The following is a 22,808-nucleotide window of genomic DNA, read 5'->3' on the forward strand; positions in this document are numbered from 1 at the left end:
CAGGTAATTGGAGATACTTCAGACTATTGGTGCCTTCATACTATCTCAGGGGAAAAAAGTCAAATCAAAAAGAATTGAATCGACCCAAATGGTAAAGGATGGAGACGTTAATCTTGTGTTAAAATGGAAAAGGTTGTTTATTCAATATAAGGATTTTGCTATCTTTTATGCTACTTTGCTTTGGCAACCCCCAGCCCTGCGACACTACTAGCCCCAGACTTTCCTAAAGCATATAGCAAGTTCCTTTTTGTATGTCTTCTCCGTTCCGTTCCCTTGTGCTGAAGCTTATGGCGTTGCTCCTGCTGCTGCTGGGCAATGGCGTGCTGGAAGCGAAATCAAAGGAGAAAGAAAAACCCCAGAGGCACCTCACGTTTGCTTTGCCTGGCCTGGGCCGAACACTATCGACGTTCTCCATCCCCTACCTTTTCGCCGGCAACGATTCTGCGTCCTGCGTTATCCCGTTCACGCGGGCCGGGAACCTCATCTTGCTGCAAGCCCGTGCAGACACCACCCAAGGCAACTTTATCCTGGATACGGGCGCCCAGAACCTGGTACTCAACATCACCTACTTCCGGGATTACCCCAAAACCCGGGACAGCGGTGCGCAGCGCACCAGCGTAACCGGCTCCACGGCGGCGGTAATCAAGACGGTAGTGAAGAACTTTAGCCTGGGAACCCTTCGTTACAACCGGCTCAGAGCAGATTTAACCCCTTTGGGGCACTTAGAGAACACCAAAGGGGTTAAGATACTAGGGCTGCTGGGCATGGAGCTGTTCAGGCAGTGTGAGATGATCATAGACTACGAGCGAAGCCTCATTTACCTGCACCAGATAGGCAAAAAAGAAGCCGATACGTACCAAAGCACCTTTTTGCAAGACACGTCCACCTTCCACAGAATCCCTATTGACCTCAAGGACAACCGCATCATTGCCCATACCGAGATGGCTGGCAAGAAAATTGATTTCATCATTGACTGCGGCGCCGAAACCAATATCCTGGACAGCCGTCTGCCCAACAAGGTGTTTGAGAATGTAGTCATCACGGGCAGGGTCATGTTGAGCGGCACCGGCAACCGGAAGATTGAGGCCCTGCGCGGGGATATGAAAAACGTGCGGTTTGGTACCCAGGACATCCCCAACCTGCCCGTGCTCATCACCAGCCTGGAGAATACCTGTTTCTCCTACAACGGCTGTATCAACGGGGTGCTGGGGTTTGACTTCTTGGCAGTGAACAATAACAAAATAGGCTTTAATTTTGTGAGGCGCGAATTATACATATGGAAATAAACATCAACCGGTCCTTTTTGCTGCGGCTTCTCCGCCTCTGCTGGTGCACCCTCTTGTTGGGAGTAGCCCTGCAGTGGCAGACGTATGCTCAGGCTCCGGTCAAGAAGTACACCGTGAAAGACGGCAAGATGTTTATTGAGCTTAGTAAACAGATCTCCACCGCCACCCTGGATTCTTTTCTGGTGCAGTTCAACCTCACCGATGTCGGCCTGCACCAGTACTTCAAGACCCAATCCGCTGATTCGCTTACGCAGCAGGGCTGGCGTTTGGAGCAGAACAACAACCAAATTGTAGTCTTCAGCAAGCCGCTTATGGTGTTCGGAGACATCAAAGACCCGGTAGACCGAATCATCTTCAGCGGGAAAGACGGCGCCGATCTGTCCCTTTTCCCGGTCATCAACCAGCATGTGGTCTTTGGCAGTAACCGGTTCAAAAACAAGAAATTCTTTCCTGAGAAAGACTCGGTGGTCACGTTTTACCTCCGAAATGCCTTACAAGCCAGAAAAGTGTTTCTGGCGGGCAGCTTCAATAGGTGGGTGCCTGACAACCTGCCCATGACCAAAACCGACAGTGGCTGGGTTGCCCGGGTGCCGCTCCAGGCCGGAAAGCACTGGTACAAGTTTGTGGTAGACGGCAACTGGAACATTGACACCGATAACCAACTGCGGGAGAACGATGGCCGCGGAAACGTGAACTCGGTTTACTACAAGACCAATACGGTTTTTCGGCTGCCCGGCTACACCAACGCCAAACGGGTGTACCTGGCGGGTTCCTTCAACAACTGGAAAGAACGCGACCTGCTCATGAACAAAACCGCCCGAGGCTGGGAGTTGCCCCTGTTCCTGACCCAGGGAACCCACATTTACAAGTACATTGTGGATGGCGATTGGCACCACGACCCCACCAACCCTGAAACCGTCCCCAACGAGCACAACAGCGTCAACTCCATTCTGCGGGTAGGAAAACCCCGCTTGTTCAAACTGGAAGGGTACACCTCAGCGAAGCAAGTATTCTTAGCGGGTTCCTTCAACAACTGGCGAGATTTTGAGCTGCCCATGAGGAAAACCGCCACCGGTTGGGAACTGCCCTATTCCATCGGGCCGGGGAACCATGCTTACAAGTTCAAGGTAGATGGCAAGTGGATCCTGGACCCCGCTAATCCTCTGAAAGTGGGCAACCCCGAGGGCTCAGGCAATTCATATCTCATCATCTCGCCAAACCACACCTTCCGACTGAAGAATTTTGCCAAGGCGCGGGAGGTTTTTGTGGCCGGAGATTTTAACAACTGGGATCCCAAGGCGCTGCTCATGAAACGGGAAGGAAATGACTGGGTGTTCAACGTCCATTTACCGGCGGGCAAGAACCGGTACAAATTTATAGTGGACGGGGAATGGATCATTGACCCCAACAACAAACTCTGGGAACAGAACGAGCACCAAACCGGAAACTCCATCATTTGGGTGGAACAATAAATCCTTGTTTCACCCGAAAGTACCCTTGCCACATCCTCCCTGTTTATAGGCCCTTTTTCGCAAAACACCCATGAAACGAAACCTCGCTGCTGTCCTTTCCTGCCTCCTGCTGAGCGCCTGTACCGTTAGCCAACCAACAGGGCCGTATGTAGAACAGCAGGGGATTAACAGCTTCACTGATCCCTTGACACAATCCCTGTTCGCTGACAAGGCTTCCACCATTTCAGAGGAGAACATCCAGCGGATGCTGTTTGCCCCTTACAAGTTACCCTCCCCCATAAGGGTGGCTTTGGTGAACCTGGAAAACGCGTCGGTAAAAAGGTACCAGTGGAATGATGAGGCCTATCAGAAAAGTCAGCAAGCCTACGCAGATTTGCTGGAGGATCAGTTGAAAAAATCGGGCAAGGTGACCAAAGTGACCATCGTTCCTGATCTGCTGTTGCCGCAGCCTACCTCTTTCACGGGCCTGCGCGAAGCCGCCGTGCGGATGCAGGCAGACATGGTGCTCGTATACTCCACCACCCACGATGTGTACGCCCAGTACAAGCTATTTTCCAAGTCAGACATCAAAGCTTTTGCCACCACGCAGGCCCTGCTGTTGGACGTGAGAACCGGCATCGTGCCTTTCTCCGCCATCGTGACCAAAGACACGCTTAGCCAGAAAAAAGACAACGAGCTAGACCAGCAGGAAGCCAGAAGGCGCATCCAGCAGGAGGCGGTTCTGCTGACCTTACAGGAAATGGGCAAGCGGCTGCAGGATTTCCTCAAAGGCAGCTAGATGCATTAAATGCGAGGACTTCCCTAGGGTTCTGTCAAGACTTTGTGGTTTTGAGCCTTGTTTTGGTAAAACAGCCTTAAAACCCCAACCCTTGTCCCAGATGGTGCACTTTCCTGGCAAAGCCAAACATTTTCCCCGCTGTTCAAATAATTTAGAGTAACTTTGCAGTCCATAAGACAAACTCAACTTATGGCTTCTGCTAAATACATTTTCGTTACGGGAGGTGTTACTTCTTCACTAGGAAAAGGCATTATCTCTGCTTCTTTGGCTAAACTTCTGCAAGCGAGAGGCTTCTCTGTAACCATCCAAAAATTCGATCCTTATATCAATATCGATCCGGGCACGCTGAATCCCTATGAACACGGGGAATGCTACGTGACCGAAGACGGCGCCGAGACGGACCTTGACTTGGGCCACTACGAGCGCTTCCTGAATGCCCCTACTTCCCAGGCGAACAACGTGACCACCGGCCGGATCTACCACAACGTGATCACGCAGGAGCGGAAAGGCGAGTACCTGGGCAAAACCGTGCAGGTGGTACCCCACATCACCGATGAGATCAAGCGCCGCATGCTGTCTCTGGGCCAAACCGGAGAATTTGACGTGGTCATCACCGAGATTGGCGGTTGCGTGGGCGATATTGAGTCTTTGCCTTTTATAGAGGCGGTGCGCCAGCTGCGCTGGGATTTGCCCTCCAATGACACCGTAGTCATCCACCTAACCCTGCTCCCCTACCTGAAAGCTGCCGGCGAACTTAAAACCAAACCTACCCAGCACTCGGTGAAAGCCTTGTCTGAGTCGGGCGTACAGCCAGACATCTTGGTTTGCCGTTCAGAACACTCCATCCCTTCAGAGATGCGCCGCAAGATTGCCTTGTTCTGCAACGTGGCGCCAAACGCCGTGATTGAGTCTCTGGACGCCGAGACCATCTATGACGTGCCGCTGCTCATGAAAAAAGAGAAACTGGATGAGCGCGTGATCAAGAAACTGAAACTCACCAGCCGCCAGGACATCAACCTGGACTCCTGGAAAGAGTTTTTGGGCCGCTTGAAGAACCCCACCGAGGAAGTCAGCATTGCGCTGGTAGGAAAATACGTGGAGCTTCCAGATGCCTATAAATCCATCATTGAGTCGTTCATCCACGCAGGAGCGGCCAATGAATGCAAAGTGCACCTGAAATCCATCCAGTCTGAGTTTATCACCGCCGAGAACGTGCACATGCACCTGGAAGGCATGAACGGCGTGTTGGTGGCCCCGGGCTTTGGCGAGCGCGGCTTTGAAGGAAAACTGGAGGCCATCCGGTACGTGCGCGAGAGCAACATTCCTTTCTTCGGGATTTGCCTGGGCATGCAGTGCGCGGCTGTGGAGTTTGCCCGCAACGTGCTGGGCTTGAAAGATGCCGCATCCACGGAGATGAACCCCCATACGCCCCACCCTGTTATTGACATGATGGCGGAGCAGAAGAACGTGACCCAAAAAGGCGGCACCATGCGCTTGGGCTCTTATATCTGTGACTTGAAGAAAGGCTCCAGAGCGCACCAGGCCTACGGTAGAGGCCACATCTCAGAGCGTCACCGCCATCGGTATGAATTCAACAACCAGTACCTGCAAGCCTTTGAAGATGCCGGCATGGTTGCCTCCGGCACCAACCCAGACACGGGCCTGGTGGAGGTGATAGAATTGCAGAACCACCCCTGGTTTGTGGGCGCCCAGTTCCACCCAGAACTGAAAAGCACGGTGCTTGCCCCGCACCCACTGTTCGTGCGCTTCATCAAGGCGGCCATTTCCCAGTCTAAAAACAAAAACAAATAACCCTTCTTATCACTTATGGATAAAAATTCCGCAATAGGCATGGGCCTGATTGCCATTCTCATACTGGTTTACAGTATTTTCTTTATGAAAGGGCCGGAGGAACAACCGGCGCAAAAAGTAACAAAGTCAACCACTGCCGCAGCGGCAACCCCAACCCAGGCTCCCGTTAACGATTCCTTGGCCAACGCCCAACGGGCGGCTCAGTTAGGCGCCTTCGGGGCGGTGGCTACTGGCCAGAACCAGACCATCACGCTGGAGAACAAGGTGCTTCGCGTTTCTTTGGGCAGCCAAGGAGGTAAAGTGGAGGAAGTAGAACTGAAGAACTACAAAACCTGGGACAAAAAGCCGTTGGTGCTGTTTGACACCCAGTCAAGCCAGCAGGAATTCAGCTTCCAGACCAATGACGGAAAAACTATCCGTTTGTCTGACCTGTTTTTCCAGCCATCAGCGGTATCTAATCTGACGGTGAACGAGAAGCCGGCCAAAGCCATCACCTTCACGGCGCAGGTAGCCCCGGGCCAGTCTATTGAGCAGGTGTACACCTTGCAGGAGGACGCGTACGAAGTTGGTTACCAGTTGAACTTCAGAGGCATGGAAGGCCTGGTGGCCCAGCAGCCGATCAATCTTACCTGGACCGACAAACTGAAACGTCTGGAGAAGGACATCAAGCAGAACCGCAGCCACTCCACCATCAACTACTACACCGCCGACGAAAGCTTTGACAACCTGTCTGCCAGCGCTACAGAGACCGAGACGGAAAAATTGGAGGAGCCGGTGAAATGGGTGGCCAACAAGCAGAACTTCTTCACCGCCGCCATCATCGCGCAGAACAACTTCGCCAATGCCGAAGTAACGGTGGAACCGAACGATGCAGACACTACACAAGTAAAGACCCTGCGCTCCAAACTGACCATTCCGGTGGCCGATGCGTTGACCGGTAAAGCCAACTTCACCTACTTCTTCGGCCCGAATGACTATGATGTCCTGAAGAACGTAACCGATGGCTTTGACCGTAACCTGGAACTAGGCTGGGGCATCTTCTCCTACGTGAACAAGTACCTGATCATACCGGCGTTTGACTTCCTGGAGGATTTCGTGCCATCTTACGGCATCATCATCATTTTGCTGGTACTGTACATCAAATTGCTTTTAAGCCCGCTGACGTACAAGTCTTATATCTCCATGGCCAAGATGAAGGTGTTGAAGCCAGAGATTGACGCCATCAAGGAGAAGAACGATGGAGACATGCAGAAGACACAGGCTGAGACCATGTCATTGTACTCCAAGATGGGCGTGAACCCGATGAGCGGCTGTATTCCTATGCTGCTGCAGATGCCTATCCTGTTCGCGATGTTCAACTTCTTCCCGAACTCCATTGAGTTACGCCAGGAGCCGTTCTTGTGGGCCCATGACCTGAGCACCTACGATGTGTTTGCCATGCTACCGTTCACCATCCCGTTCTATGGAAACCACGTGAGTATGTTCACGCTTTTAATGACGGCCTCCACCATCTTGTACACGTGGTCTAACAACCAGGTGAGCACCGTGCAGGGCCCAATGAAGTTCTACTCCTACCTCATGCCGGTGATCTTCATGTTCGTGTTGAACAGCTTCCCGGCCGGTCTGAGCTTCTATTACTTCGTGTCAAACATCGTTACTTTCGGGCAGCAGGCCCTGATCAGACGCTTCGTAGACGATGCCAAGATCCGGAAGAACCTGGAGGAGTACCAGGAGAAAAACAAAGGCAAGGAGCCGAAAGGAGGCTTCCAGAAACGCCTTCAGGACGCCATGAAAGTAGCCGCTGAACAAGAAGCAAAACGCAAAAAAGGCACCAAATAAGCATTACAACATCAATGAGAAAAGGCCCGGTTTTCACCGGGCTTTTTTGTTTTCAAACACAACAACAGCAACTTATATAATACTGTTTTTAAGCTACATATCACAATTCAACAACAAAATACCTTTAATTAAAGTGCTCCCATTTTTTGCCGTTTACATACTTTAGAAATGAAGTTAAATCTTCTACTTGGAGATGCCATTGCCTGCAACACCTCGTTCATCTCAAAGCTTACTAAGGCTTTTGTAAGGAGGAGTACCGCATCTTCAAGCTCCTCTTCTGGTTTGCCCCAGTAAAAGATTCTCCTTCCCTCATGTCATCAATTGCACACCTAAGAAGGGGCAAATAACTGGGCTAAGCGGCATCCCCTATACAAGGTAGATTGCTCTTCTATTTTGAGCTTAGTTTGGCTAAAACAGGCTCAAAATAGCTCAAACAGCATAATTATTAATAGAACCGGATCTAAGCCTCACAAGGGAACACCAACCTCAATAGGCCTTTCCTCCAGTCGTTTTTTGCCACATTAGCATAGCTGGTGCAACAATTCCACCGGCAGCCACTTCTCTCCGGCAGGAGCCATGAACCGCCGTGGAACATGTGGAAGTCCTAAGCAAGCAACCTCAAGAAACAGTCTATGTAGGCTTGTTTGGTTTGCCACCTAAGAAGATATAGATCAGGCAACTAACATGATTTGATTCAACCTGTGTACCAAGCCGGAATTCACCTGAAAATGGGGATAAATAACTGCAAAGTGTTAATAAGTCGGGGTTAGAAGTCTCTCCATTTTACCTTATCTTTGTAAAAGCGTATGCTTGATCTTGTAGTTAATCGTCTACCTTGCCTTTTACACAGATGAAAATCACTTATTACGGACAGTCCTGCTTTCTCTTTGACATGGGTGGTACCAAGGTTCTTTTTGACCCTTTCATCACCCCCAACCCTTTGGCGTCAGAGATTGATATAGATTCCATAGAATGCGATTACATCCTGCTCTCCCACGGGCACACAGACCACGTGGCAGACGCTGAGTACCTGCTCAACAAAACGGGCGCTACCCTGGTAGCCACATTTGAGATTGTGAGCTGGTATCAGAAAAAGGGCATTGAGAACGTTCACCCTATGAACACCGGCGGCAAGGTGCATCTGCCCTTCGGGACGGTGAAGATGGTGAACGCCATCCACTCCAGTTCCTTGCCAGATGGTTCCTACGCCGGGTCGGCGGCAGGCTTTGTGGTGGAAAGCGCAGAGAAGTCCTTCTACTTCGCCGGTGACACAGCCCTGCACATGGATATGAAACTCATCGGGGACCGCTACCATCTGAACTTCGCGCTGATGCCCATTGGTGACAACTTCACCATGGACGTGGAAGATGCGTTGGTGGCCGCCAACTACGTGAATGTGAAAAAAATCATCGGGATGCATTATGACACCTTCCCGTACATAGAAATTGATCATATGGAGGCCCTGGAACTTGCCCGGCGCCAGCAGAAGGAGTTGATTTTGATGGAGATTGGTCAAACTTTAGAACTGTAACCTGAAGAATGGGAAAGATAATTGCCGTTGCCAACCAGAAAGGCGGAGTAGGGAAAACCACTTCGGCCATTAACCTGGCAGCCAGCTTAGCCGCATTAGAGTACAAAACCCTGCTGGTAGATGCTGATCCGCAGGCCAATGCCACCTCTGGCATCGGGTTTGACCCGAAAGACATTGAGAACAGCATCTATGAGTGCATGGTGGACGGCGTGAAAACCGAAGACATCATCCTGACCTCTCCTATTGATTTTCTAGACCTTATCCCTTCCCACATTGACTTGGTAGGTGCTGAGGTAGAGATGATTAACCTCCCTAACCGCGAGGAGAAGATGAAGCAGGTGCTGGTGCCGTTGAAGGAGAAGTATGATTTCATCATCATTGACTGCTCCCCTTCACTGGGTCTTATCACCGTAAACTCTTTAACTGCCGCTGACTCGGTGATCATCCCGGTGCAGTGCGAGTACTTCGCGTTGGAGGGTTTGGGCAAGCTCCTGAATACCATCAAAATCATCCAGTCTAGGCTGAATCCTGATTTGGAGATTGAAGGCCTGCTGCTGACCATGTACGATGTGCGTCTGCGCCTGTCAAACCAGGTGGTGGAGGAAGTGAAAATGCACTTCCAGCAGATGGTGTTTGACACCATCATTCCTAGAAACGTGAAGTTGAGTGAATCTCCTAGCTTTGGAGTACCGGCCATTCTCCACGATGCCGAAAGTAAGGGAGCTATTAGCTACCTGAACCTGGCGCGTGAAATTGTGGAGAAGAACGGTGTGGCAGTTGCCCAATAGTACCTTTAGAATAGAAAAAGTACATGTCTGATAATTCAGCTAAGAAAAAAGCCGGGGGCCTTGGAAGAGGCCTCAATGCCCTTATCACAGGGCAATATGATCGTAAAGCACCAGAACAAACAGAAACCACATCATCCACCCTTAGCGCTGTCAACACCATCGCAGATATTAGCTTAAACCAGATTGAGACCAACCCCTTCCAGCCGCGTACCCACTTTGACCAAGTGGCCCTGGAAGAATTGGCTGAGTCTATCCGCATCCAAGGCATTATCCAGCCCATCACGGTACGTCAGCTTAGCGCCGAGGCGTACCAGCTGATTTCCGGAGAGCGCCGTTACCAAGCCGCCAAGATGGCTGGGCTGGAGACCATCCCGGCGTACATCCGCAAAGCCGATGACCAGCAGATGCTGGAGATGGCCCTCATTGAGAACATCCAGCGAGAAAACCTCAACGCGATTGAGATTGCCTTGAGCTACCAGCGCCTGCTTTCTGAGTGTAGCCTGAAACAAGAGGAACTAGGCGAGCGCGTGGGCAAGAAACGCACCACCGTCACCAATTACCTGCGTCTGCTTAAATTACCGCCAGACATCCAGATTGGGATACGGGACAACCTTATCTCCATGGGCCATGCCCGGGCGGTCATCAACATCGATGATGTGGACAAGCAATTGGAGGTGTACCGAAAGATTGTGAATGAAGAACTGTCGGTGCGGAAAGTGGAGGAACTGGTGCGCAACATTAACCTGGCGAACAAAAAACCAGACCCACAGACCAAACTGGATCTTCATCCGTTAGAAAACGAAGTGAAACGCGTAGAGTCAAGGTTGTCTTCTTACTTTGGCACCCGCATTCACGTGAAAGCCTCTCCAGAGGGCAAAGGGGAAATCAAGATCCCGTTTGTGTCTGTAGATGAGCTGAACCGTATTCTGGAAATCTTAAACTACGCTTAACATGCGGCAGCTCGCGGCCCTGTTCCTTTTTTTGGGTATTTCTTTAGGTAGTAGCCTCACCAGCACCGCGCAGGTCGTGACCACCGGGGCAGACTCCGCTAGGGTGGCTACTCCGGCCGCGGTAGAGGTGTCAGATACCACCCGGAAATGGAAGCCCCTGAGCCAATGGAGCCGCCCTGCCAAAGCAGCCTTCTATTCTGCCGTTCTGCCCGGCCTGGGGCAGGCCTACAACAAAAGCTACTGGAAAATACCTTTGGTGTATGTGGCTGGTGGGGTCCTAGGGTTCTTTATCTATGATAACAACCGCAAGTACCAGGATTTCGCGAAAGCACTGCGCATCAGGTTGGACGGTGACTCCACCACGGTAGATGCTTATGCCACCACAGAGGGTGTGTATTCGGCTGATCTGGCCAACAACCAAGGGACCCTTAACCTGCGTCGCTCCCGTGATTTCTTCCGGAAGTACCGGGACCTTGACATCATCTTAGGAGTGGTGGCCTGGGGCCTGAACATTATGGAAGCGCACGTGGATGCCCACCTCAAAGCCTTTGACGTGAGCGACGAACTTTCCCTGCAACTAAAACCCAATCTTCAGCACATGGGCGGCACCACCTCCTACTCGGCAGGTCTCACCCTCCAACTGAACCTCAAATAAAACTATGCGCATATTACTTATTGGCTACGGCAAAATGGGCCAAACTATTGAGCGCCTGGCTTTGGCCAAAGGACATGAAATAGTGGGGGCCCTGACCGTTCATGACGCCGATAAACTTTCTGGCTATACCGCAGACCAAGTGGACGTGGCCATTGAATTCACCAGCCCAGACGCAGCTTTGGGCAACATCCTCACCTGCTTCGAAAAAAAGATTCCGGTGGTAGTAGGCACTACGGGTTGGTTGCAGCACTTGCCCCAGGTGAAAGAAAAATGCCAGGAACTGCAAGGTAGCCTCTTCTATGCCTCCAACTTCAGCGTGGGCGTGAACCTCTTCTTCCACTTCAATGAGTACGTGGCCCAAAAGATGCAGCAGTACCCAGAGTACCATGTGCAGGTAAAGGAGATTCACCACGTGCACAAACTGGACAAACCCAGCGGTACTGCCCTCTCTATTGCCGATGGTATCCTGAAGCACTTCCCAGAGAAACAAGGTTGGATCAATGACGTGTCCCAGGAATCAACGCTATTAGGTGTGGTTTCTGAGCGTGAGGGCGAAGTTGTGGGAACGCACATTGTGCAATACACCTCAGAAAACGATACCTTTGAGTTACACCACATTGCCCACAGCAGAGAAGGATTTGCCTCCGGCGCTCTTTTGGCCGCTGAGTGGTTACCAAGTCAACAGCCTGGTATTTACGGCATGACTGATCTGCTACAACTCTAACCTTGATTACATGAGTATCCGATTCTGGACCAAGAAAGAAACCAAGCCTAAACAGAAGAAGGGCTTTTTTAGAGAATGGGGAGACGCCATTCTTTTTGCCGTTGTAGCGGCCACCTTAATCCGGTGGGCTACTTTTGAGGCCTATACCATTCCAACACCCTCCATGGAGAAGTCTTTGCTGGTGGGGGATTATCTCTTTGTGAGCAAACTGCACTACGGACCGCGCACGCCTATCACGCCGTTGCAGGTGCCGTTGACGCACCAAACCATTTGGGGCACCAACATTCCCTCCTATTCAGACGCCATTCAACTGAAGTCTTACCGGCTGCCGGGTTTTTCCACCGTGAAGAACAACGATGTGGTGGTGTTCAACTGGCCTGCCGATGTGGCCCATCCCACTGATCTCCGGATGAACTACATCAAACGCTGCATCGGTATTGCCGGCGATAAGATTCAGATGAAGGACATGCAGGTGTACATCAATGACAAGTTGGTGCCTGAGCCGGATAGAGTACAGTATGCCTATGGTTTGCTTACCTCTACCCCCGTCAACGAGAAGTTCTTTAAGGAGAACGACATCACCGATGTGCAGGAAGCCTTTGGCGGTGTGGGCTACGTGGTACACACTACCCCGGCCACAGCGGCTAAGCTTAAAGGTTTTGATTTCATCAAGGAAGTGGTGCTGTACAAAGACAGCATAGGCTCTGTACGGGCAGATGTTTTCCCGTTCAAGCCGTCTATGTACCCCTACAACAAAGACAACTTCGGTCCTTTCATCATCCCTAAAAAAGGCATGACCGTGGACATCAACCCGCAGACCATTCCTTTTTATGAAATGGCGATCCGGAAGTACGAAGGCTTCGGCAAGGATGAAGTGACCGTTTCAGATGACAAAATCCTCATCAAAGGTCAGGAAATTAAGCAATACACCTTCCAGCAGAACTACTACTGGATGATGGGCGACAACCGCCACAACTCAGAAGACTCCCGCTACTGGGGATTCGTACCCGAGGACCACGTAGTAGGAAAGGCAGTGTTGATCTGGATGTCCGCTGATCCTACTGAGACCTTGTTCAACAAAATCCGCTGGAGCCGCATCTTCAAGGGCATTGAATAACAAATTTTACAGGAAAGTTCTTTAGCTGGATCATTCTTAAATCAATAAACCCCTTTCGAATCGTTCACCTTAGGTGGTCATTTCGGGAGGGGTTTTTCCTTTTCTATACTTTCAAAACGCATTGACTGCCTTCCTCCTCTGCTCGGTTAATGAGGAGAATTACTCCGCCCTAAAACTCGTTTAGAGGCCATTTTTAGTAAAATAAGCAGATTACAATAAAAGGTTCAACAGCAAACATGTAGATTGTCCTGGAAAACAGAACCGCATAGAACAGTTTAAATCCCTCTGCTATGACCATAGGCTTACATGAAAAATCCACCCCGAAAGAGATAGAAGAAAGGTTTGACAACGACGTGGACCGCTTCTCTAATTTAGAGACGGGGCAACTCTCCACCATTGACGCTCCGCTTTGTTTAGAGTTGATGACGGCCGCTGCCCAACACGCCACCCCGAAAGCTAAGCACCTCCTGGATATTGGCTGCGGTGCCGGTAACTTCACCTTGAAAATGCTTTCTAGAATCCCTGATTTGAATTGCACATTGTTAGACCTGAGCGGACCTATGCTGGAGAGGGCACAGCAACGGGTGCAGCAGGAAACCACGGGTGAGATAACTCTGCTGCAAGCAGACATCAGAGAAGCAAACCTCCCTGAAAACCACTTTGACATTATCCTGGCGGGGGCAGTATTGCATCACCTTCGGGAGGAGAAGGAATGGGAATTTGTGTTCCGAAAACTCTTTAACCTGCTTAAGCCTGGTGGTTCTCTCTGGATCTCTGACTTGGTTGTGCATGATGATCCGGGGATTCACCAACTCTTCTGGAACCGCTATGCAGAGTATTTAATAAGTGTGGGCGGGGAAATCTACAAAGACCAGGTTCTGGCCTATATAGAAAAGGAAGACTCTCCCCGATCTGTCACTTTCCAATTAGAGCTCTTACGCAAAGTAGGGTTCAAACACACCGAGATCCTGCACAAGAACGCCTGCTTTGCCGCCTTTGGGGCTATCAAGTAATTTAGCGAAAGGTTATATGGGTTAAATTCCATTCAACAACCCTCTTGAAGGTAATCTACCTTATTAAATCTACTTCAAACCGTTTAAGAGCTGTTTTTACCAAACAAGCCCCTAAACGGTTCTTCAAGTTACCAGTCTATCTCAGGTAAACCATGTTCGCGCAGGTAAGCGTTGGCTTTGCTGAAATGGCGTGTCCCGAAGAAACCTTTGTCAGCGGCGAAGGGCGACGGGTGGGCTGCCTTTAGAACCAGATGCTTTTTTTCATCGATGATCAATCCCTTCTTTTGGGCATAGGCACCCCATAAAAGGAACACCACGTGCTCTTTCAGGTCTGAGACCTTCTGGATTACCGCATCGGTGAACTCTTCCCAGCCTTTCTTCTGATGGGAACCTGCCTGGTGCGCGCGCACCGTGAGCGTGGCGTTCAGCAGCAGCACCCCCTGCTCTGCCCAGCGCTCTAGATTTCCTGACCGTGGAATGGGTTTCCCCAAATCGGCCTCTATCTCTTTAAATATGTTCAATAGAGAAGGAGGTGTCCGCATTCCCTCGGCCACTGAGAAAGCCAGTCCGTTGGCCTGCTTCGGGCCATGGTAAGGGTCCTGCCCCAAGATGACCACGCGCACCTGGTCAAAGGGACATTCATCAAAGGCATGGAAAATCTGTTTGCCCGGCGGATATACTTCTGTGGTGCTGTACTCCGTTTTCACAAACCCGATCAGGTTCTGGAAATAGGGTTTCTCAAACTCATCGTGTAGCACCTCTTGCCAGCTACTTTCAATTTTTACCTGCATATGGGAGGTATAGGTTAACGGTTTTTGCGTATTTTTACTTTAGAATCCGGCTGGTCAAACTAAATGGCCAGAAAGCCTGTTCCAATTATACCAAAATAAGGCACGCATGGATACGAAAACAACCCAAGGAGTCACTGTCAACGTCACGACAAATTACCTCCCTGACTATTCCAGTCCGGCTCAGCAGCACTTTGTCTTCGCCTACAGGATCACTATCCAGAACAACAGCGAATTTACGGTAAAGTTATTACGGCGCCACTGGCACATATTTGATTCCAATAACGAGGTACGCGAGGTAGAGGGCGAAGGTGTGGTAGGCCAGCAACCGGTGCTGGAACCCGGCGAGAGCCACCAGTACGTTTCGGGCTGTAATCTTAAAACCAGCATCGGGAAAATGGCGGGCACGTACCTCATGGAACGATTGGTAGACGGCCGTCAGTTCTACGTGACCATTCCGGAGTTCACGCTAATCATTCCTTATAAGTTAAACTAATCCCGCTTCTGGCTTTGCAGCACGCCGCCATGATCTACAGGTACGCCTCCTTCTGGTGGCGTTCAGGGAATGCGCATGGTCTGCACTCCCCTTTCGTTTTCAATCTTTATTGCCACATCATCCACCACAAAGGCCATTTTCCGGCGTACGACGCCGTGGAAAGCCTGCGGGAAGAATTGCAGCAGGACCAGACGGCGCTGCAGGTCACCGACTTTGGGGCTGGCTCACATTCAGGCGCTACCCGCGAGCGCAAGGTTGCGGACATTGCCCGTACGGCGGCCAAACCCGCCCGCTTGGGACAGTTGCTGTTCCGGTTGGCCAACCATTTCAAACCCGGTACCATTCTGGAACTGGGTACCTCTCTTGGTCTGACCACGAGCTATCTGGGCCTGGCCCGCAAAAATGCCGATCTGTACACTTTTGAAGGATGCCCTGCCATTGCCGCGGAGGCTAGGAAGAACTTCAAGAAACTAGGCCTAGAGAAGGTACAATTAGTAGAAGGCAATCTGGATGTGACGCTTTCCCAAACGCTTAACCAACTAGAGAAAGTAGATTTTGTGTTCTTTGACGGGAACCACCGCTATGAGCCTACCCTGCGGTACTTTGAACAGTGCCTTGCCAAAGCCCACGAGGGCACCGTCTTTATCCTAGATGACATTTACTGGTCTGGCGAAATGGCGCAGGCCTGGCAAAAAATTAAGCAGCACCCGCAGGTACTGCTCACCGTTGACCTTTTTTACCTGGGCCTGGTCTTCTTCCGGACAAACCAACCCAAGCAGCATTTCACGCTGAGGTTCTAATTCATCCTTTCCATTAAGCTTTAAAGGCGTTTGGGGCTGATTTTTGTAAATCAACCCCCAAACGCCTTTTCCATTTTCTAGCGGATTGCTTCTCTGATTCTAATCAATTGTCTCATCAGACCTTCCAACTCGGCCAGGGGTAGCATGTTAGCACCGTCTGAGCGGGCCGTCAGGGGCTCTGGGTGCGTTTCAATGAAAAGACCGTCAGCGCCCACAGCGATAGCGGCTTTGGCGATAGTCTCGATCAAGGCGGGACGGCCGCCGGTCACCCCGGAGGATTGGTTAGGTTGCTGCAGGGAATGCGTCACGTCCATCACCACGGGCACCTGGTTTCCGCGCATAATGGTGATATTCCGGAAATCTACCACCAAGTCTGAGTACCCAAAGGAGTTGCCCCTATCCGTAAGGATTACGTTGTTGTTGCCTGATTCTTGGATTTTCTCCACGGCAAACTTCATGGACTCCCCGGAAAGGAACTGGCCTTTTTTGATGTTCACCACTTTGCCGGTCTGGGCAGCAGCGATAAGCAGATCGGTCTGGCGGCAAAGAAACGCCGGAATCTGGAGCACATCCACGTACTCAGCGGCCATAGCGGCCTCGTGGGTTTCGTGGATGTCTGTTACCGTAGGGATGTCAAAGGTCTGCCCTACCTTGGCCAGGATCTTCAGGGCCTTCTCGTCACCGATGCCGGTGAAAGAGTCTTTTCTGGAGCGGTTGGCTTTGCGGTAAGATCCCTTGAAAATTAACGGAATCTGCAGCCGGTCAGAGATCCGGACCAGCTCCTCGGCTATGCCCATGGCCATTTCCTCGCCTTCAATGGCGCAGGGACCCGCCATGAGAAAGAAGTTGCCCGACTCTGTATGCTTTAGTTTGGGAATATGAATCTTCATAGGGTAGAAAGAATAAGTTCTTGAGAGTTAGCTTTTGGTATTCAAACGGCCAGCAAGGCCACAGAGGCTTTGAGGATGTTTTTACAAAATCAGGCTTTAAACATGTTTTACCACTTAGCTGCCTTTTGGGACGCCTTACCGGTGTCTGCCTGATGACCCAAAAGTACAGAATTCTACGCGATAAACTGCGGCCTGGGGCGGCGCTCCAATTCTATATACAATTCCCTTCCCTGCCGGGGCGGAATGGAATTAGTGCAGGGCTCAAAGTGCAGGAACTTAAAATAAGGCTCAAAATACGCCTGGTACTCCATAGCGGTTCCTCCGAAGGGCGGGCCCGGATTCTGGAATTCCTCAGAGAAAAGGACGCCAACCAATTTGCCTTGCGGTTTGAGCACCTCATACATTTGGCGGGCATAGTGGGCGCGCAGCCCTCGGGGCAGGGCGCAAAAGAATGTCTGCTCCAATACCAGATCATACTGGCCCGGCGTTACTTGGAAAAAATCCTCCTGCAGTAAGTGATCTGACGGGAAAGACGGAACCCGCGCTTGGAAGTTGGCCAGCGGTGAGGCCGCAAAATCCAGGAGGAAGACATTGGAAAAACCGTTCTGGTGCAGGTACTCGGCTTCGTAGCCGTTGCCGCCGCCTGGCACCAGGATCTTGATGCGCTTATCCGGCAGTTGGTCAATATAGGACTTTATTGGCGGGGTAATGTCGCCTACATCCCACTGGGTGTTATTCTGCCTATACCTTTGCTCCCAATATGCCTGGTCTAAATTGTCTTTTTCACTCATGCCCGGAAGTAAGTATTTTACCCTCTTATTTGCAAAGGATAGATGAAAACGTATTTTTGTAAGAATAGGTAGTGCCTTAAAAACCCTAAACCACCTTCACCCGCTATGTCGACTGAAACACCCGAAAAGGATAGCAACCGCAAACTGTTAGTAGTAGGCCTCATCATTGTGCTGCTCAGCATTAACGGTATCCTTATTTACATGCAGCAACAGAAAACCCAGGAAAACGAGGAGCAGAAGGAAATCATAAAGGTGAAGAGCACTGAGCTGGAGAACCAAATCAAAGTCTACGAAGACCTGAAAGCCAGCTACGAAAAACAAAGCACCGAACTGAGCGCCATGGGCATCACCAACGACTCCTTGGAATCAAGAATCGCGGCCATCAACGCAGACCTGGCCCAGCTCCGCTCCTTCAGAAACAGCTCCTTCACCGTGGCGGATCAGAGACGTTTCCAGCAGAAGGCCCAGAACCTAGAACTGGCGCTTAAAAAGAAAGACGAGGAAGTAGCCAAACTGCATGACGACAATGAAGAACTGTTCACCGAGGTAAAAGGCCTGAAAACCACCCAGAACAAACTCACCGACTCCATCACGACCCTAGCCACCGATAAAAAAGCCTTGGAGGAGAAAGTCAGCCTGGCCTCTAAGTTGGAAGCCCAGAACATTACCGTCTCTGTCATCAACGCCAAAGGCAAAGAGAAAGAAGACACCGAGGAAGAATACAAAGCCAAGCGTGTTGACAGAATCAAGCTCTCGTTTAGATTAGGTAGAAACGAGGTAGCGCCCAAAGAAAGCAAAGAGATTCTCATGCGCCTGATTGAGCCAGATGGCTCGGCGCTCTATAACTTGGCCACCGGCTCCGGCACCTTTGAGTTTGAAGGCAAAGAGCAGTTCTACACCGCCAAGCGCGATATAGTGTTTGACAATACCCAGCAGCAGGTTTCCTTCATCTACTCCAAGGGCACGCCGTACAAAACCGGCAAGCACCTGATTGAGATCTACGCCGATGGTTTCCTGATTGGTACTACTTCTTTCACCCTGAAATAGGTTTTAAGCCTGTTAAACAAAAAAGAGCCCCGAAACGCACAAACGTTTCGGGGCTCTTTTTTGCGATTTGAATGAATGAGAGATTGAGTGATTGAGAGAATGTTGTGTATCCAATTCTCTCAATCATTCAATCTCTCATTCTCTCACTATTAATCCACCATCACGCGGCGGTCCTGGATGACTTTGAAGTTCTCAATCATCTTGATCGCCTCCGGGATATCCTCTGAGAAGATGGTGATAAAGGAGTTGCGCTCGGCGTGTTCCAGCGCGTAGGCGATGGCAACCATTTCCTGGCTGATTATCTTGTAAGGTTTGTTCGGGTCAATCTGCTCAATGCCCTGGATCACGTAATGGTTGATTTCCTCGGCGGTGCGGCCCCTCAAGTCTTTGTCTGACCGGATGATGATCTCATCGAACATTTGGGCCGCCATTTTTCCTAGTTCCACCATGTCTTCGTTGCGGCGGTCACCCACGCCAGCCACAATCCCCACGCGCTTGCGAGCATCTACGTTTTGCAGAAAATCAGCGACACCTTTCATGCCCGCTGGGTTGTGGGCGTAGTCTACCAGCACCTCAAAGGTCGGGAACTTGAACAGGTTCATTCTACCCGGGGTCTTGCTTGCCGAAGGCAGGAACGTACGCAGCGCCGTCTTGATCTCTGATATTTCGAAGCGGGAGACATACCCGGCCAAGGTGGCCGCCAGTACGTTCTCTATGTTGAACTTGGCGCGGCCCCCGAAAGTAAGCGGGATATCGGCCACGCGGTCTACCCGTATTTTATAGGTGTTTTTGAAAATAGAGATAAAACCGTTCTCAAAGACCGCCGCCAAACCGCCTTCGGCCACATGCTTTAGAATGCGCGGGTTGTTCTCATCCATACTGAAGAAAGCCACCTTGCACTCCAGTTCCTTGGCCATATTGAAGACGTTGTCATCATCGGCGTTGAGAATGGCGTAGCCGGTTTTGCTTACGCTCTTCGGCACCACGGCTTTTACGCGGGCCATATCCTCCAAGGTATTGATATCGCGCAAGCCCATGTGGTCTTCGGCCACGTTGGTCACAATCCCGATGTCGCATTGCTGGAACCCAAGGCCCGAGCGTAGCATCCCGCCCCGGGCGCATTCCAATACTGCGAAGTTCACGGTAGGGTCCCGCAGCACGAACTCGGCGCTTTTTGACCCCGTGGTATCGCCTTTCTCTAAAAGCGTATCCTGGATGTAGATGCCGTCTGTAGTGGTGAACCCTACCTGGTAGCCCACTGATTTCACCATGTGGGCGATGAGGCGGGTAGTGGTGGTTTTACCGTTGGTACCTGTGATGGCGATGATTGGAATACGGGACGGACAGTTATCTGGGAAGAGCATCTCAATCACGGGATCTGCTACGTTACGGGGCAAGCCCTCGGTGGGCGACACGTGCATCCGGAAACCGGGCGCGGCATTCACCTCAATTACGGCTCCGCGGGCTTCGGGTAACGGAATAGCGATGTCTGAGGTCACCACGTCAATCCCGCAGATATCCAAGCCAATGGTGCCGGCAATCCGCTCGGCCATCAGGACGTTGTAAGGGTCAATCAGGTCGGTTACATCAGTGGCGGTACCACCGGTAGAGAGGTTAGCGGTGCTTTTCAGGAAGAGTTGCTCTCCGGCTGGCACTACGGTCTCCAGGGTGTAGCCTTTCTTCTCCAGCATGCTGTAGGTGTCTTTATCCACGTGAATGCGGGTGAGCACTTTCTCGTGCCCTACCCCGCGGCGGGGATCACTGTTGACCTGGTCAATAAGTTGTTGTACGGTAGAGGCACCATCCCCCATCACCATGGCAGGCGTGCGTTTGGCCGCCGCAATGAACTTCTTGTTCACCACCAGTAACCTGAAGTCATAGCCTTCAATAAACTGCTCTACGATCACGGCTTTGTCGGCCTTGCAGTACTGCTGGGCTACCTCAAAACCGGCCACGGCATCATCCCAGTTCCGGATGTTGATACCGGCTCCTTTGCCGTGGTTTCCGTCTAGTGGTTTGGTTACGATGGGGTATCCTAGCCATTGGATTGCCTCTTTCAGCTCCTCAATGGTGTACACGATCTCTCCCTTAGGCACTGGAACGCCCGCCTCGGCTAACATATCCTTTGTGGCGCTTTTATCGCCGGCAATCTCCACGGCAAAAGCGGCGGTACGGCAGGTCATGGTGGCTTGGATGCGTTTCTGGTGTACGCCGTACCCTAACTGAATAAGTGAACTTTTGTTCAACCGGATATAAGGAATACCCCGCGCGACCGCTTCTGAGACGATGGAATAGGTACTGGGCCCGATGTGCTCATCTTCGCGTATTTCGTGGAGTTCCTCTACATCAGGGGAAATATCATAGGGTTCGTCTTTGGCGAGGGCCGTGGTTACCCTAATGGCTGCCTCGGCAGCGTACTCCCCTGCTTTCTCTTCCTGGTAGGAGAAGACTACGTATTCAAAACCGGGCTGCGGCGCAGGATAGGTCCGCCCGAAGCCCGAGTTCATGCCGCCCAGGGTTTGGAGTTCTAGGGCCACGTGTTCCACCACATTGCTCAGCGGTACGCCTTCTTCTCTCACTCTCTTAAGGTAACCTCCTTCCACGCCTTCGGTGCTCCGGTGAACCACCATTCCGGGGAACATGGCTTCCAGCCTATCCGGAAAACCGGGGATGTCAGTGGTAAGTACCCCTGCAAATTCATCCATGTCCAGTTTGAGCACTACAATTTTGGGGTGTTTTACAGACCAGTAGTTTGGTCCTCGCATGATGCGTAGTTCTGCGATTTTCATAGATTGTTTAATCTAATATGAATGCGGGGATGTTGAATAATTAAATAATTTCCAGCGTGTACGTATCTCCTTTTCCAAGGAGATGCACCTTTAGGTCTCTCATGGTGACAGGAACTCCTTCCTCCACCTCATATATATTGGTATGCGTACTGCCGCGGCCATCTACTATTACTACCAGGCCACTTCCTACTACTTCCATTTGGTTTCCTTTTTTAACTAAGATACCGGTGTCTTCCTCCAGCCCAACTCCAATAAAAGTAGGGTTGGTGGCCAGCATCTGTACCATACGTACTATACGGCCCCGGCTGATAAAGTGGGTGTCTATGGCCACATCATTCAAAAGCTCCAGGCCAGCCGTAATGCTCACTGATCCTTTGATGAAACCACCGCCACTCAGGCCCTGGTAGATCATCTGGGTAGACATAGCGGCCGCTCCGGCACTGGTCCCGCCCACCACTAAAGAATCATTGTAGTAGCGCTCTTTAATCACCCGCATAAAATCTGTTCCGCCCAGGATAGAAGTAAGCTTGAGTTGGTCCCCGCCCGTGAACATGATTCCGGCCGCTTTCTGTACCAGCTTTATGTATTCCTCCTTACAGGCATCCTCCCGATTACGGATGTCCAGCACCTCCACCTTTTTTACTTGGAGATCATTGAAAACCTTCACATAAGTGGCTCCCAACTCCCCTGGTAAAGCTGAGGCCGTGGGAATGACCAGCACCAAGGGGTTTGTTCCTTTCAACTCCTTCACAAACCGTGTCAGGATCTCAGTCTTCTCAAAGTTGACGTTTTCTGCGTTCATGGAGTCATCCTTTGGCTCGTCTCCTTTGTTCTCCGCGCCCCCTATGGCAATCAAGGTCCCGTTAGGAACTTTACCTTCAATAGCTTGTCTTAATCTGTCATTACTAGAGGCAGCTTTTTCTGTTTGTTTTTTGCTCATATTTATGCAAATGTCAAATACCAGAACCTTAAGGCATTGTGCTTATCTTCTAATTATCCCTCTTCCTTTTAAAAAGTAATTAGAAGCTTTCTTGCCTAATATAGTCCTGGCGGATGTCTCGACATACGCATAAATAGGCCAAAAGATTGCAGAATTAGAATATATAGGATTTACCGTAAAATAAGCTGCGGGAACTACTTAGATGATGGGTAAGTACAGCCCAAAAATAAAGTTTATCCCAAATTATACGTAAAAGCTTGAAAAAAGTGTAATAAACCCCTCTTGAAAGAACCTACAATTTA

Annotated in this window: 20 protein-coding genes; 15 read left to right on the forward strand and 5 right to left on the reverse strand. The window is 50.8% G+C overall.

Annotation, left to right across the window (positions count from 1 at the left end; all coding sequences use genetic code 11):
- Positions 1-251 precede the first annotated feature (251 nt).
- The 12 genes from FOA19_RS14820 (at position 252) to FOA19_RS14875 (ending at position 13,965) form a co-directional block, all read left to right on the forward strand.
- Positions 252-1,286: an aspartyl protease family protein gene (locus FOA19_RS14820; protein ID WP_149091562.1), complete on the forward strand. Its 1,035-nt coding sequence runs from the start codon at positions 252-254 to the stop codon at positions 1,284-1,286.
- Positions 1,277-2,758: a glycogen-binding domain-containing protein gene (locus FOA19_RS14825; protein WP_149091563.1), complete on the forward strand. Its 1,482-nt coding sequence runs from the start codon at positions 1,277-1,279 to the stop codon at positions 2,756-2,758. The genes FOA19_RS14820 and FOA19_RS14825 overlap by 10 nt, the downstream gene beginning before the upstream one ends.
- A gap of 70 nt (positions 2,759-2,828) precedes the next feature.
- Positions 2,829-3,536 (forward strand): hypothetical protein, encoded by a 708-nt coding sequence (locus FOA19_RS14830; RefSeq protein ID WP_149091564.1) that lies wholly within the window; start codon positions 2,829-2,831, stop codon positions 3,534-3,536.
- A gap of 189 nt (positions 3,537-3,725) precedes the next feature.
- Positions 3,726-5,348 (forward strand): CTP synthase, encoded by a 1,623-nt coding sequence (locus tag FOA19_RS14835; RefSeq protein ID WP_149091565.1) that lies wholly within the window; start codon positions 3,726-3,728, stop codon positions 5,346-5,348.
- Positions 5,349-5,363: 15 nt separating this feature from the next.
- On the forward strand, positions 5,364-7,187 hold the full coding sequence (yidC, locus tag FOA19_RS14840; RefSeq protein ID WP_149091566.1) for a membrane protein insertase YidC: 1,824 nt from the start codon (positions 5,364-5,366) through the stop codon (positions 7,185-7,187).
- Between the two features lie 850 nt (positions 7,188-8,037).
- The gene (locus tag FOA19_RS14845; protein ID WP_149091567.1) at positions 8,038-8,718 is read left to right on the forward strand and encodes a metal-dependent hydrolase; all 681 of its coding nucleotides are present in this window, start codon (positions 8,038-8,040) and stop codon (positions 8,716-8,718) included.
- Positions 8,719-8,726: 8 nt separating this feature from the next.
- Positions 8,727-9,506, forward strand: coding sequence for a ParA family protein (locus tag FOA19_RS14850; RefSeq protein WP_149091568.1), 780 nt, complete (start codon positions 8,727-8,729; stop codon positions 9,504-9,506).
- Between the two features lie 23 nt (positions 9,507-9,529).
- Positions 9,530-10,456: a ParB/RepB/Spo0J family partition protein gene (locus FOA19_RS14855; protein ID WP_149091569.1), complete on the forward strand. Its 927-nt coding sequence runs from the start codon at positions 9,530-9,532 to the stop codon at positions 10,454-10,456.
- A 1-nt stretch (position 10,457) separates the two neighbouring features.
- Positions 10,458-11,111 (forward strand): DUF5683 domain-containing protein, encoded by a 654-nt coding sequence (locus FOA19_RS14860; protein WP_149091570.1) that lies wholly within the window; start codon positions 10,458-10,460, stop codon positions 11,109-11,111.
- Positions 11,112-11,115: 4 nt separating this feature from the next.
- Positions 11,116-11,835: a 4-hydroxy-tetrahydrodipicolinate reductase gene (dapB, locus tag FOA19_RS14865; RefSeq protein WP_149091571.1), complete on the forward strand. Its 720-nt coding sequence runs from the start codon at positions 11,116-11,118 to the stop codon at positions 11,833-11,835.
- 10 nt (positions 11,836-11,845) lie between these two features.
- Positions 11,846-12,952: a signal peptidase I gene (gene lepB / locus FOA19_RS14870; protein ID WP_149091572.1), complete on the forward strand. Its 1,107-nt coding sequence runs from the start codon at positions 11,846-11,848 to the stop codon at positions 12,950-12,952.
- A gap of 290 nt (positions 12,953-13,242) precedes the next feature.
- Positions 13,243-13,965, forward strand: a complete 723-nt coding sequence (locus FOA19_RS14875; protein WP_149091573.1) for a class I SAM-dependent methyltransferase — start codon at positions 13,243-13,245, stop codon at positions 13,963-13,965.
- 128 nt (positions 13,966-14,093) lie between these two features.
- Here the strand turns inward: FOA19_RS14875 and ung are convergent, their stop codons facing one another.
- Positions 14,094-14,756: a uracil-DNA glycosylase gene (gene ung / locus FOA19_RS14880; protein ID WP_149091574.1), complete on the reverse strand. Its 663-nt coding sequence runs from the start codon at positions 14,754-14,756 to the stop codon at positions 14,094-14,096.
- 106 nt (positions 14,757-14,862) lie between these two features.
- Here ung and apaG point away from each other — a divergent pair, with 106 nt between their 5' ends.
- Both apaG and FOA19_RS14890 read left to right on the forward strand, forming a co-directional pair.
- Positions 14,863-15,249: a Co2+/Mg2+ efflux protein ApaG gene (gene apaG / locus FOA19_RS14885; RefSeq protein ID WP_149091575.1), complete on the forward strand. Its 387-nt coding sequence runs from the start codon at positions 14,863-14,865 to the stop codon at positions 15,247-15,249.
- Between the two features lie 29 nt (positions 15,250-15,278).
- Positions 15,279-16,049 (forward strand): O-methyltransferase, encoded by a 771-nt coding sequence (locus FOA19_RS14890; protein WP_149091576.1) that lies wholly within the window; start codon positions 15,279-15,281, stop codon positions 16,047-16,049.
- A 77-nt stretch (positions 16,050-16,126) separates the two neighbouring features.
- Here the strand turns inward: FOA19_RS14890 and kdsA are convergent, their stop codons facing one another.
- The gene (kdsA, locus tag FOA19_RS14895) at positions 16,127-16,939 is read right to left on the reverse strand and encodes a 3-deoxy-8-phosphooctulonate synthase (RefSeq protein WP_149091577.1); all 813 of its coding nucleotides are present in this window, start codon (positions 16,937-16,939) and stop codon (positions 16,127-16,129) included.
- 173 nt (positions 16,940-17,112) lie between these two features.
- The gene (locus FOA19_RS14900; RefSeq protein ID WP_149091578.1) at positions 17,113-17,730 is read right to left on the reverse strand and encodes a methyltransferase domain-containing protein; all 618 of its coding nucleotides are present in this window, start codon (positions 17,728-17,730) and stop codon (positions 17,113-17,115) included.
- 105 nt (positions 17,731-17,835) lie between these two features.
- Here FOA19_RS14900 and FOA19_RS14905 point away from each other — a divergent pair, with 105 nt between their 5' ends.
- Positions 17,836-18,777 carry a hypothetical protein gene (locus tag FOA19_RS14905; protein ID WP_149091579.1) on the forward strand — a complete coding sequence of 314 codons (942 nt, stop codon included), beginning with the start codon at positions 17,836-17,838 and terminating at the stop codon, positions 18,775-18,777.
- A 149-nt stretch (positions 18,778-18,926) separates the two neighbouring features.
- Here the strand turns inward: FOA19_RS14905 and cphA are convergent, their stop codons facing one another.
- Positions 18,927-21,566: a cyanophycin synthetase gene (gene cphA / locus FOA19_RS14910; RefSeq protein ID WP_149091580.1), complete on the reverse strand. Its 2,640-nt coding sequence runs from the start codon at positions 21,564-21,566 to the stop codon at positions 18,927-18,929.
- A gap of 40 nt (positions 21,567-21,606) precedes the next feature.
- Positions 21,607-22,506 (reverse strand): cyanophycinase, encoded by a 900-nt coding sequence (locus FOA19_RS14915; RefSeq protein WP_149091581.1) that lies wholly within the window; start codon positions 22,504-22,506, stop codon positions 21,607-21,609.
- Positions 22,507-22,808: the final 302 nt, after the last annotated feature.

The organism is Rufibacter hautae, from assembly GCF_008271695.1.
Classification (GTDB): domain Bacteria; phylum Bacteroidota; class Bacteroidia; order Cytophagales; family Hymenobacteraceae; genus Nibribacter; species Nibribacter hautae.

Bases quoted from the DNA above. Each gene is read 5' to 3' on its own strand.
- FOA19_RS14820 (WP_149091562.1), top strand. From the start codon at position 252: ATGTCTTCTCCGTTCCGTTCCCTTGTGCTGAAGCTTATGGCGTTGCTC.
- FOA19_RS14825 (WP_149091563.1), top strand. From the start codon at position 1,277: ATGGAAATAAACATCAACCGGTCCTTTTTGCTGCGGCTTCTCCGCCTC.
- FOA19_RS14830 (WP_149091564.1), top strand. From the start codon at position 2,829: ATGAAACGAAACCTCGCTGCTGTCCTTTCCTGCCTCCTGCTGAGCGCC.
- FOA19_RS14835 (WP_149091565.1), top strand. From the start codon at position 3,726: ATGGCTTCTGCTAAATACATTTTCGTTACGGGAGGTGTTACTTCTTCA.
- yidC (WP_149091566.1), top strand. From the start codon at position 5,364: ATGGATAAAAATTCCGCAATAGGCATGGGCCTGATTGCCATTCTCATA.
- FOA19_RS14845 (WP_149091567.1), top strand. From the start codon at position 8,038: ATGAAAATCACTTATTACGGACAGTCCTGCTTTCTCTTTGACATGGGT.
- FOA19_RS14850 (WP_149091568.1), top strand. From the start codon at position 8,727: ATGGGAAAGATAATTGCCGTTGCCAACCAGAAAGGCGGAGTAGGGAAA.
- FOA19_RS14855 (WP_149091569.1), top strand. From the start codon at position 9,530: ATGTCTGATAATTCAGCTAAGAAAAAAGCCGGGGGCCTTGGAAGAGGC.
- FOA19_RS14860 (WP_149091570.1), top strand. From the start codon at position 10,458: ATGCGGCAGCTCGCGGCCCTGTTCCTTTTTTTGGGTATTTCTTTAGGT.
- dapB (WP_149091571.1), top strand. From the start codon at position 11,116: ATGCGCATATTACTTATTGGCTACGGCAAAATGGGCCAAACTATTGAG.
- lepB (WP_149091572.1), top strand. From the start codon at position 11,846: ATGAGTATCCGATTCTGGACCAAGAAAGAAACCAAGCCTAAACAGAAG.
- FOA19_RS14875 (WP_149091573.1), top strand. From the start codon at position 13,243: ATGACCATAGGCTTACATGAAAAATCCACCCCGAAAGAGATAGAAGAA.
- ung (WP_149091574.1), bottom strand. From the start codon at position 14,756: ATGCAGGTAAAAATTGAAAGTAGCTGGCAAGAGGTGCTACACGATGAG.
- apaG (WP_149091575.1), top strand. From the start codon at position 14,863: ATGGATACGAAAACAACCCAAGGAGTCACTGTCAACGTCACGACAAAT.
- FOA19_RS14890 (WP_149091576.1), top strand. From the start codon at position 15,279: ATGATCTACAGGTACGCCTCCTTCTGGTGGCGTTCAGGGAATGCGCAT.
- kdsA (WP_149091577.1), bottom strand. From the start codon at position 16,939: ATGAAGATTCATATTCCCAAACTAAAGCATACAGAGTCGGGCAACTTC.
- FOA19_RS14900 (WP_149091578.1), bottom strand. From the start codon at position 17,730: ATGAGTGAAAAAGACAATTTAGACCAGGCATATTGGGAGCAAAGGTAT.
- FOA19_RS14905 (WP_149091579.1), top strand. From the start codon at position 17,836: ATGTCGACTGAAACACCCGAAAAGGATAGCAACCGCAAACTGTTAGTA.
- cphA (WP_149091580.1), bottom strand. From the start codon at position 21,566: ATGAAAATCGCAGAACTACGCATCATGCGAGGACCAAACTACTGGTCT.
- FOA19_RS14915 (WP_149091581.1), bottom strand. From the start codon at position 22,506: ATGAGCAAAAAACAAACAGAAAAAGCTGCCTCTAGTAATGACAGATTA.